Source organism: Pseudoalteromonas sp., assembly GCF_036960685.1.
Taxonomy (GTDB): domain Bacteria; phylum Pseudomonadota; class Gammaproteobacteria; order Enterobacterales; family Alteromonadaceae; genus Pseudoalteromonas.
Genome location: NZ_JBALXK010000045.1, coordinates 1 through 9,884, shown reverse-complemented (window position 1 = coordinate 9,884; position 9,884 = coordinate 1). Strand labels below are relative to the sequence as shown.

Here is a 9,884-nt window from a genome sequence, read left to right as displayed (position 1 = left end):
ACATATAACCAAGTTGTGGTGTTGCAGATTGTGTATAGCGCTGTTGTAACTGGTTTTTTAGTAGACCTTGACGTAGCTCTGTTTTGCCAACCTGTTGGCTTTGCAGCAGTAAGAACATTAATTCATCTTGGTTTAGCTGTGCAATATTGGTAGCCTGAGCTGGTGCGATGATATCGTTATCTGCAGGTGTGAAAGGCTCAGCGGCTGCATTCAATGAGAGTAGAAATATAAGGTAAGTAAAGGCGCGGCCAGTCATGTTGTTCTCCTTAAAAAGGCCATCCATGGCCTGCAAGTTTTACTTTAGTGTGATTTAATTGTTGCCTAACAGGTCATCGAAGTCGGCAGTTTCGTCTGCATTGGTAAACGTACGACCATTGATGCTCAGCGGTTTATCGGTGGCGGCTTGGTTAAACGCCGCGCGGCCAATTTGTGCAAAATCAACTTCAAGTGTTTCAATGGTAATATCGACCATTGCTGTTACTTGGCTGTTTACACCATCACTTACTGCAAAGGTAAAGCTGTCTGAACCGGTAGTTTCAAGGTTAGGTGTGTAGATATAGCTGCCATCATTGTTGACAACCACAGTGCCTAACATTGGTTCAGTTACTAGGCTAAACGTCAGGCTATCGCCTTCTGGATCAGTCCCTTCGAGCATGTCTTCAATTGCCACTTCAGTTTGTGTGGTCACCATAGCAGCTGACGCTGTAGGTGCTTTATTGACTTTAGGTGGCGTAGTTACTTTGTTATCGTCGTCATCGTTACAGGCGCTGAGTGTAAGCGCAGCAAGCAGTAACCCTAGATGTGATAATTTAAAGTGTTGCATGAGTGTTCTCCTTATTTAGACCCAGCAAGCGGTGTTGCTAAGTAAGGGAAGCTTGCATCCATCATGGTTGCGTTAAGTGGTGCACCATCTGTGAACGGTACATTACCAACACTGGCTTGATCAGAAGTACATAGGCCTAAATCTGTGTCAGTACCGTTAACTGGGATTGGGTAACATAGACGACCCATTACCACACGTAGTGCAATATCAACCACATCATCACCAGGTCGACGACCATTCGGGAAACCCGCTAAATCATCACCAGCCACACCAAAGGCAGATTGATCAGCCTGCGCTTTTGCTGCGATTGCAGTATTCAAACGTAACATTTCCGCACCGGTTACCGTAGCTAACTGGTTTACACCCGGGAAGCCCGTTAAAAACGCCGTAACTAAATCATTACGTGGGAAATTAGTAGGTGCTAGCGTTTCGAGGTTGGCACCTAAGGTGGTGTTAACTGCATCTTTGAATAAAATGTTTAACAGCTCAGGTAAAGACGGATGCGTGACGTAGTCAATAAATTGTCCGTCATCTTTAGGTGCAGAGGTAGAGAACGTATCTTTATCTTTCAAACCAATAACTAACTCATTAACAAGTGGATTACCTAAGCGAGACACTTGAGTTAATGCGCCACCATTAGCGGCATTGCTAGCAAATTTAGCATTTGGGTTTAAGATGCGTGCTTGTGGCAAGCTAGCCGTAGTCCAGGTACCGATAGTGCCATTCCCTTCACCTGTGACACAGGTTTTAGGTACTTCTACGGCGATCGCGGTAACGTTTTTATCTGCCAAGTCATCGTTTGCTACATTTTGGGTGATGCCACCAGGGAAACCCTCACCATCACCGGCGCCTGGCGCACTATCGCCTTCAACAGGTACATAGTTTACTAAATCGAAGGTTTTGCCAAGGTTCACCACAAACGGGTCTTTACGTTGGCCAACAAATACTTTTGCCATACCGTCGCAACCAGGGATGGCAACTTGATAGACGAACTGTGCTGCGTAGCTTTTATAACCATCCATTGATGAGAACGTTTTATCGCCAATATAATCTAGCGGCTTATGAAACTCATTAGTGCTGGTCATGGTATTGGTCAGCATGGTTTTACTACCAGAGCGCTGCTCACCGGTGATCATGGTCATAGTGTATGATTCACTAAAGTTAACCGCTGCATTATTACCAGCAGCAACACCACCGACGTTTTTCAGCGGCACAGCAACGGTGCGTTGGTTACCTTCTGGCCCTACGGTTAATGCGACCCCTTGGTTATCATTTGGCAGCATACTTTTGAAGTTGAAGGCAAAGGTAATATCTTCTACAGCATCACCATCGTTATCGATGTGAATACTGTAAGTTGCATCAGGGTCCATAGCAAAGTAGTTTGGCCCGCCATAGCCATCTTGCAGTGGAATGTAGTTAGCAATTAGCGTGACATAATCACCACGGCCTTGCTCATAACTATTAAATGCATAGAAATCGGTTGAATCTAAAGTCGGGAAGCGACTGATATTCGGTGCTTCACGATGACTGGATGCTTCTGTTGGTGCGCTTACTAAGGTACTACATACTACAACTGCTAAGATTGACGGAGTTAAAGCTTTCATGACTGTATCCTTTAGTTTTAAATAGTGGTCACTACCAATACGCGAAGTAATTACCATTGGATGCAATAAAAAGTAAAAAATATTAATTTAATGTATGTTTATTTCCATGTTGTTGATTTTAATTAAATAAAAAACCAGCAAGTGCTGGCTTTTTATTTCGTGGTACTGGTTGATTTAAAGTAAAATCAACTCAGTGGTGTATAACACTTCGGTAGGTGAACCTGTTGGCGAGCCACCAATGGGTTCTAAACTTACGGCGAGTAATGCAATATCCTGCGCGTTAAAACGGCTATCTTTCAATAGCGATTTAACCCCGTCTTTTGGTAGTAAACCAAGAGAGATAGGCGCATCTTGACCTTTTAAGATCATCCATAACTCATAGTCTTTATCGGTTCTGGCAGTCAATTTATCGCTGGCTTTTATTGATAAACCTTGTTCGTTTACATCAATAAACCATAGCGGTTGTTCACTGGCATCTTTAAACAGCGCAATTTGTTGTGTTAATTGCTCAACAGGGGATTGCGGCTGCCAAACAATCAATGCCAACACAATACTCGCCGCGGTGGCAATTAACGACCATGCTTTCCAAATACTGGCTTTAGGTGTAATTACCTTGCTCGACGGCGTCACTTGCTGGGGCTCAATCCGTTGTGAGATTCTCTCCCACACATGGCTATCTGGCGCCACTGATTTGATTGAACTGGCTAAGTTATTTAAGTGCTGCTCCCACATCCAAGTCGCTTCTCTTACGCGATTAGATGAGAGCATCAAGCGCTGAAAACGTTTGCGGGCAGGGCCTTTAAGTGTGCCTAATACATACTCTGCAGCAAGCATATCGATGAGTTTTTGGTTGTCATAATTCATAACGTTAAACACCTTTGCAACTGTTGCAAACCGCGTCTGATCCAGCTTTTTACTGTGCCAAGCGGGGTCTCAATATGATCAACTAACTCACTGTGAGTTAAGCCTTTGTAATAGGCTAAGTGGATCGCTTGTTTTTGCTGTTCATCTAGTTGCTCTATGCAATCAACGAGTTTACTGCCATCTTCATAATCAACTTCTAATGGCAGATCTGTGAGGTCGTCGGCGCTAGCATAGTCATCTTCTAAAGCTTGTTCTTTGCGCACTTTGTGATAGCGCAATGAGTCTAAGCTTCGATACCTAACAATGCTGATCATCCAACTGATCACAGTCCCTTTAGTGACTTGATATTCCGATGCGTTATGCCAAATTTTTACAAATGCATCTTGCAAGGCTTCTTCTGCATGAGCACGATTACTTAGCATTTTTAAACTAATCGCAAATAGTTTTGGGCTTGTGGCATTATACAACTTAGCAAATGCCTGCTTATTGCCCTGAGCCGTTGCGCTAAGCAGAGGTAACAATTCGTCAGTTTCCATAGAGTTCCTATTATTCTTTTCATTAAGTAAACGTTTGATAACGTCAAGTGGATGCAAAAAACCAACTAAATGATGAGGGTTTAACTTTATTTTCATTATTTTCCATCAGTTAGCCTAGCAGCTAAATACGGCTTAGCAAGTTAATGGGATCAACTTTTAATTAACATTTTATCGCAACTTTATTACTTATTATGGTTTTTAACCTTGCTGAGGGGAGTGCTGTAATTTACGCAATAAAAGATATTTTTTTGACTAAACAGTAAAAAAACACCTTTAACTCACTAAATGTCTTGTTTTAGTGATGGTTAAACGGTGCATGAATGTCATACAATGGGGTAAAAGTAGACCACATAAGAGAGATTAAAATGGCCGCATTCGGTACTGTATTTATGCCGCAGATGATTCAAGCTCATTTTACTGATAATGCTTGGAGCGAAAGCTCAGTTGTTCCTTCAGATAAAATTGAACTGCATGCTGGAGCACATGTTCTGCATTATTCAAGTACGTGTTTTGAAGGTTTAAAAGCATTTCGCCATGACGACGGTTCTGTTTATATTTTCCGTATGGATGCAAATATTGCCCGCATGAAGCAAAGTTCGCATCTATTAAGCTTGCCTGAAGTTGATGGCCCAATGCTTGAAAAAATGATTATTGATATTGTTCGTCAATATGCTGATGAAACACCATTACCACCGGGCTCTATGTACATTCGTCCTACCCATATCGGCACAGAAGCTGCGATTGGTAAAGCGGCTGTACCATCACTAAGCTCGTTGTTATATGTATTGTTATCGCCAGTAGGTGATTACTTTGCTGGTGGTGCAACTGCGCTACGTGTATTACTTGAAGAAGACGGCATGCGCTGCGCCCCACATATGGGTATGATCAAAAGCGGTGGTAATTATGCCAGTGCATTAGCACCTATTACAGCGGCTCGTATACAACATAAAGCAGATCAAATCTTATTTTGTCCAGGTGGCGATGTACAAGAGACCGGCGCGGCAAACTTTATCTTAATTGATGGTAATGAGATCATTACTAAAGCACTCGATAGCACGTTTTTACACGGCGTTACCCGCAGTAGTATTTTAACGATTGCCAAAGATTTAGGGATGACGGTGTCTGAGCGTAACTTTACAGTTACCGAGTTACTTGAGCGTGCTGCAAAGCCTGGCACTGAAGCTGCTTTATCAGGCACTGCTGCGGTACTTACCCCTGTTGGTACATTTATTCATAATGATAAAGAGTATAAAGTGGGTAGTGGTGAAGCGGGCCCAACCACGATGCGTTTGCGCCAAGCATTGAATGACATTCAATGGGGTAAAGCACAAGATAAGCATGGCTGGTTGACTAAAATCGACGTGTAAAGTTACACGATATGTTTTTAATAAAAACCTAAGTTTTATAACTTAGGTTTTTTTATGTCTAAGTTATTTAATAATCTATACTTTTAACTGTGTAAGTTAGGTGTATTGGTGTGTAAAAATAACCGTTTTAATAAAGCGAGCATCGCAGTACAAGTAGCATAAGACTTTAATACCCTGAAATATATATGAAATTTAATTTTTCTTAAGCCGTGTTAGTGGCGTATAGATTGCATTTACAATGTGCTAAAACTAACAATAAAAGGAATATGTATGTGGGCAGCAATCAGTTATTTATTATTGGCAATTGTATTTATTTTTATGGGTTGGCAGGTTAGTCCAAGCTATTTTTCAGTACTCTTTTACTGGACTGCGTTATCTTTATTGTTGGTCAGTGGCGCCTACTTTTTTAATCTCGCAAAAATCTTCCGCAAACGAGAAAATGGCGTTATTCCATTTTATATCCGCTGGGCGTTCATTCCTTTTTTACTTGGTGCACAAGTTTACAATGCATGGAGTCGTAAACGCGATAAAGTACCGCCACTACAACAAATAAATGAACACTTGTTTTTAGCGTGTCGCTTGTTTCCCTCTGATATCGATAGTTTAAAAGACAACGGTATCACAGCTATTTTAGATGTAACCTGTGAGTTTGATGGACTTGAATGGTCATCCACACAAGAAAATATAAACTACTTAAACATTCCAGTGCTTGATCATCGTGCGCCAACATCATCGCAATTAAACCAAGCAATTAATTGGATTGCTCACCATGTTAAAAATGATCGCCGAGTCGTGGTGCATTGTGCGTTAGGGCGTGGTCGTTCCGTTTTTGTTATGGCAGCCTATTTGTTAAGCCAAGATAAAAATGCCGATGTACATCAGGTGCTTGCACAAATAAAAGAAACCCGCGCAACGGCAAACTTAAACAAACACCAATTGCGTCATTTGGTTAGGCGTCACCGCAAAGGTGAGTTACTTATTAAAAATAAAGCAGTGTTAATTGCCAACCCAGTGTCTGGAACCAAGTTATGGCAGCAAAAAGAGCATTTAATTATTGCCCGTTTATCTACTTATTATGATTTAAAAGTGCTTTGCACGTCAGTGGAGCAAAACGGAATTGTGTTGGCAAAGCAGGCTATTGCTGAAAAACCCGATATGGTGATTGCCTGTGGCGGCGATGGTACGGTGGCAGAAGTGGCCAGTGTACTGGTTAATAGCGACTGTAAACTAGGTATTATTCCACTAGGAACAGCTAATGCGTTGGCGCATGTACTAATGGGGATCAAATCTAAGCTGATCCCTGTAGAAGTAGCCTGTGATTTAATTATCGACGGGCAGACCAAGCTAATGGATACAGCATACTGTAATGGTGAATTAATGTTGCTGTTGGCAGGGATTGGCTTTGAACAACACATGATTGAAAAAGCAGATCGGGATACTAAAAATGAGCTGGGTCAGTTCGCATATTTACAAGGGTTTTGGCAGGCATTAGGCGAACAAAAAGCCCAAGATTTTACCGTACAGTTAGATGATAACCAGCCGCAACAAATCCATACCAATAGTTTAATTGTCGCTAATGCAGCCCCTTTCACCACTTTATTAGCACAAGGCGGCGGACAGCCTGATCACTATGACGGCCTGCTCGACGTGAATTGGCTCACTCCTAACCAAGATGCATCCGCTAATGTTTTGAGTATTGCTGAACTTGTTTTTAGTAGTATCACGCAGGCCCACTTTGCTATCAATTCACATCATACTAATGCGCGTCGTGTTGAAATATCGGCGCCTGAGGAAATAAAATATGTACTTGATGGTGAAGTTAAAAGCGCTGATAAACTAACTATTGAAATTACCCCGCAATCACTGGCTGTGATCTGTGCGGAGCAGGTTGAATAACTATGTTGCGCGTTATGTGGCATAACGCGCAATACTTATTACTTTTTGTTAATACTAGGCCATACAAAACCGCTGTTTTGTGGTTTTGTATCAACACAGTGATCTAAGTATAACTGCTCGACCTTGGTTCGGGCCCAAGGCGTTTTACGTAAAAACTTAAGGCTTGATTTAACGCTAGGATCAGATTTAAAACAGCGAATATCAACGTGCTCCCCCATCACTCTCCAGCCAAGTGTTTGCTCGAGTTTTACTACTATTTGTTCAAGTGTAATACCATGTAACGGGTTGTTTGCTTGCTGATTCATAATTCACTGTAGCTCAATAAAAGTCGCAGCTATTGTAGCCTAACTGGGCGTTGATACCAATTAGTTAACCCGAATTGTTTTAGGCGGGTTTGGATAAATAATTTCATTTTGCTCATTGAGCATTAACCAAGTCAGTGGACTATTACTGTGGCTTGGCGTTTTTGCTGTGCAGATCACACGTACATCAGCCATCAAAATAATAGCCCCTTCACTGTAGCGTTTATCTTCAAACCAACAAATTGAGTGTTGATCCATTGCCTCTTGTGGATTGAGTAAAAGCGTTGTTTTTGGTGTATTACTAAAACTACTTACAGAGTAAATAAAACAAATAAAACAAACACCTATAATACTTAAAATTCGCATGTTCAGCCTTTGCATAAAAAAATAATTACACTAAGCTTATACCTATACTCAAACTACCTCAAGGTGCGAGTTTTAGTTGGAATTTAATCCATTTGCCCCCAGCCCTAGGGGTTTTAAGGTGACTTGGCCAAAAAATGTGTTAGGGTAAATAATCTACAAAAAAATAATTTTCTAAAGACAAGGTGAACACATGCAATTTAACCAAACAATGATTGACGAATTTACACTGTTAGCAAAATTTCCATTAACGAGCAAGATGCAAGGCTTAAAGCTCCACAGTGACGCAGATGAAAGCTTATTAAATGCGGCACAACGATTATTTGATAAAGGTATTATTGATAGCCCAGATGGCGGATATTTAACGGATCTGGGCTTAGACTTGATAGAGCACGTAACAGTGCTCCACAGTGCATTAGGTAGCTAAAATTTCTTAACTTTTACGCTGCATCAGGCTGGTTTTGTGGTGCAGCATCTATAAATGCAGCCAACTTGTTACAACGCTCATAAATGGCTGCTATTTTAGGGTACGCAGTCATGTCTACATTAAAACGATATGCATTAAATACTTGCGGAACTAAACAGACATCAGCAAGGCTAGGTTTATCGCCCACACAATAATCATTGTTACTATCAAGCAATTGTTCTAGCTTTTCAAAACCAACTTCAACCCAATGCCGATACCAGGCATTTTTAGCATCATCATCAACACCTAATTCGCCACTTAAATATTTGAGTACTCTTAAATTATCCACCGGGTGAATATCACAAGCTATGGCATAGCACAGGTTGCGAATGTGTGCTTTTTGCCATGCGTTGCCAAATAATAGCGGGGTATCTGGATGCGTTTCTTCAAGGTACTCTAAAATAGCCATAGACTGCGCTAGTACACCCTCATCGGTTTCTAGCGCTGGTAATAAACCTTGAGGGTTTTTAGCAAGGTATTCATTGCCTTGTTGTTCTGACTTTAATAAATTAACGGTGACCAATTCATGGGGAATATTTTTTAAATTCAGTGCAATACGCACGCGATATGCCGCTGATGAACGAAAATAACTATAAAGTTTCATGCTGTAATTATCCTTGTGGGCCGCTGTAATGTTTTTTAATAGTACGCCAGCAATCAGTGTAGTTTGGTTGGCGCTCTTTGCCTTCAAGGGCGTATTTAGTTGGCGAAATAATGTAACGAGACTCAAACATAAATGCGAGGGTGTTTTCGTAGCGTTGTGGAACAAGCTCAGCATTTGAAGCCTTTTCAAATACGTCGGCTTCTGGGCCATGTGGCGACATACAATTATGCAAGCTCATGCCACCGGGTACAAAGCCATGCTCTTTAGCATCGTACACGCCTTCAATTAAGCCCATAAATTCACTCATAATATTGCGGTGATAATACGGTGGGCGAAAGGTGTTTTCTGCTACCATCCAGCGCGGCGGGAAAATAGCAAAATCAATATTCGCGACACCTTCCGTTCCTGATGGCGATGTGAGTACTGTAAATATTGACGGATCGGGGTGATCAAAGCTGACCGTATTCATAACATTGAAACGGGATAGATCATATTTATACGGCGCGCTGTTACCGGTCCATGCCACAACATCAAGTGGTGAATGACCAATATCACAGCGGAACATATTACCGTTAAACTTTGCAATCAGTTCAAATTTGCCTTCTTTATCCTCAAACGCTGCAACCGGATAGTGAAAGTCACGGTCAACTTGCAGGCTAGGGGGTCTTATAGAAAACTGGTTAGCCATTAGTTTAATTCCTTCAATCTGTTTTCAATTTCTGTTTTTAGAATGCGCTTGTAACCGTCATCACCTTCAATAACTAAATCAGGCCACACCTTTTCTACTTCTTGAGCTAAGAAGCCGTCTTCCATTCCTGACTTTCCAGAGATAGCCAGCCAATCCCATTCGTACATATTAATATCAGGATGCGAAGTATCGCCAATCTGATTGATATTTTCTTTAAGTCGCATGTCAGACATTACAATTGAACTGCCAACTTGCCCGCCCGCCCCTATCACCTGACCCATTGCATCACTACGAGCCTGCGCCCCTGCAATCTTACCTTGCGCTAATGTGGAGCCCAAAGCTCCCGTATTTTCACGTGCCTGAATTGCACG

At 41.6% G+C, this 9,884-nt stretch carries 11 protein-coding genes and 2 pseudogenes; 3 read left to right on the top strand and 10 right to left on the bottom strand.

The window, feature by feature from the left end; translation table 11 throughout:
- The 5 genes and pseudogenes from V7783_RS20665 to V7783_RS20645 form a co-directional block, all read right to left on the bottom strand.
- Nucleotides 1-256, bottom strand: a pseudogene (locus V7783_RS20665) (hypothetical protein); the annotation flags it as partial.
- A gap of 54 nt (nt 257-310) precedes the next feature.
- The gene (locus tag V7783_RS20660) at nt 311-823 is read right to left on the bottom strand and encodes an Ig-like domain-containing protein (protein ID WP_335680338.1); all 513 of its coding nucleotides are present in this window, start codon (nt 821-823) and stop codon (nt 311-313) included.
- An 11-nt stretch (nt 824-834) separates the two neighbouring features.
- Nucleotides 835-2,427 (bottom strand): DUF4331 domain-containing protein, encoded by a 1,593-nt coding sequence (locus V7783_RS20655; protein WP_335680337.1) that lies wholly within the window; start codon nt 2,425-2,427, stop codon nt 835-837.
- Between the two features lie 174 nt (nt 2,428-2,601).
- On the bottom strand, nt 2,602-3,291 hold the full coding sequence (locus V7783_RS20650) for an anti-sigma factor (protein WP_064665301.1): 690 nt from the start codon (nt 3,289-3,291) through the stop codon (nt 2,602-2,604).
- Nucleotides 3,288-3,827, bottom strand: coding sequence for a sigma-70 family RNA polymerase sigma factor (locus tag V7783_RS20645; protein WP_335680340.1), 540 nt, complete (start codon nt 3,825-3,827; stop codon nt 3,288-3,290). Before V7783_RS20645 ends, V7783_RS20650 begins: the two co-directional genes overlap by 4 nt.
- A 365-nt stretch (nt 3,828-4,192) precedes the next feature.
- On the opposite strand from V7783_RS20645, the gene V7783_RS20640 reads away from it, so the two are divergent.
- Together V7783_RS20640 and V7783_RS20635 are read left to right on the top strand one after the other, a co-directional pair.
- Nucleotides 4,193-5,194: a branched-chain amino acid aminotransferase gene (locus V7783_RS20640; RefSeq protein ID WP_335680339.1), complete on the top strand. Its 1,002-nt coding sequence runs from the start codon at nt 4,193-4,195 to the stop codon at nt 5,192-5,194.
- 270 nt (nt 5,195-5,464) lie between these two features.
- On the top strand, nt 5,465-7,090 hold the full coding sequence (locus V7783_RS20635) for a diacylglycerol kinase family protein (RefSeq protein WP_335680336.1): 1,626 nt from the start codon (nt 5,465-5,467) through the stop codon (nt 7,088-7,090).
- 38 nt (nt 7,091-7,128) lie between these two features.
- Here V7783_RS20635 and V7783_RS20630 read toward each other — a convergent pair whose 3' ends face one another.
- Both V7783_RS20630 and V7783_RS20625 read right to left on the bottom strand, forming a co-directional pair.
- Nucleotides 7,129-7,395: a VF530 family protein gene (locus V7783_RS20630; RefSeq protein ID WP_335680335.1), complete on the bottom strand. Its 267-nt coding sequence runs from the start codon at nt 7,393-7,395 to the stop codon at nt 7,129-7,131.
- Nucleotides 7,396-7,455: 60 nt separating this feature from the next.
- Nucleotides 7,456-7,758: a DUF1496 domain-containing protein gene (locus V7783_RS20625; RefSeq protein ID WP_335680334.1), complete on the bottom strand. Its 303-nt coding sequence runs from the start codon at nt 7,756-7,758 to the stop codon at nt 7,456-7,458.
- A gap of 190 nt (nt 7,759-7,948) precedes the next feature.
- On the opposite strand from V7783_RS20625, the gene V7783_RS20620 reads away from it, so the two are divergent.
- Entirely contained in the window at nt 7,949-8,182 is a 234-nt protein-coding gene (locus V7783_RS20620; RefSeq protein WP_335680333.1) for a TIGR02647 family protein, read from the top strand.
- Between the two features lie 13 nt (nt 8,183-8,195).
- Here the strand turns inward: V7783_RS20620 and maiA are convergent, their stop codons facing one another.
- From maiA to V7783_RS20605, 3 genes and pseudogenes are all read right to left on the bottom strand, one after another.
- Entirely contained in the window at nt 8,196-8,825 is a 630-nt protein-coding gene (gene maiA / locus V7783_RS20615; RefSeq protein WP_335680332.1) for a maleylacetoacetate isomerase, read from the bottom strand.
- A 7-nt stretch (nt 8,826-8,832) separates the two neighbouring features.
- Nucleotides 8,833-9,471 (bottom strand): annotated as a pseudogene (locus V7783_RS20610) (homogentisate 1,2-dioxygenase domain-containing protein); the annotation flags it as partial.
- 41 nt (nt 9,472-9,512) lie between these two features.
- Nucleotides 9,513-9,884, bottom strand: a 372-nt coding sequence (locus V7783_RS20605) for a tail fiber domain-containing protein (RefSeq protein ID WP_335680331.1), incomplete at its 5' end; no start/stop codon positions are given.

Bases quoted from the DNA above. Each gene is read 5' to 3' on its own strand.
- V7783_RS20650 (WP_064665301.1), bottom strand. From the start codon at position 3,291: ATGAATTATGACAACCAAAAACTCATCGATATGCTTGCTGCAGAGTAT.
- V7783_RS20645 (WP_335680340.1), bottom strand. From the start codon at position 3,827: ATGGAAACTGACGAATTGTTACCTCTGCTTAGCGCAACGGCTCAGGGC.
- V7783_RS20655 (WP_335680337.1), bottom strand. From the start codon at position 2,427: ATGAAAGCTTTAACTCCGTCAATCTTAGCAGTTGTAGTATGTAGTACC.
- V7783_RS20640 (WP_335680339.1), top strand. From the start codon at position 4,193: ATGGCCGCATTCGGTACTGTATTTATGCCGCAGATGATTCAAGCTCAT.
- V7783_RS20635 (WP_335680336.1), top strand. From the start codon at position 5,465: ATGTGGGCAGCAATCAGTTATTTATTATTGGCAATTGTATTTATTTTT.
- V7783_RS20630 (WP_335680335.1), bottom strand. From the start codon at position 7,395: ATGAATCAGCAAGCAAACAACCCGTTACATGGTATTACACTTGAACAA.
- V7783_RS20620 (WP_335680333.1), top strand. From the start codon at position 7,949: ATGCAATTTAACCAAACAATGATTGACGAATTTACACTGTTAGCAAAA.
- maiA (WP_335680332.1), bottom strand. From the start codon at position 8,825: ATGAAACTTTATAGTTATTTTCGTTCATCAGCGGCATATCGCGTGCGT.
- V7783_RS20660 (WP_335680338.1), bottom strand. From the start codon at position 823: ATGCAACACTTTAAATTATCACATCTAGGGTTACTGCTTGCTGCGCTT.
- V7783_RS20625 (WP_335680334.1), bottom strand. From the start codon at position 7,758: ATGCGAATTTTAAGTATTATAGGTGTTTGTTTTATTTGTTTTATTTAC.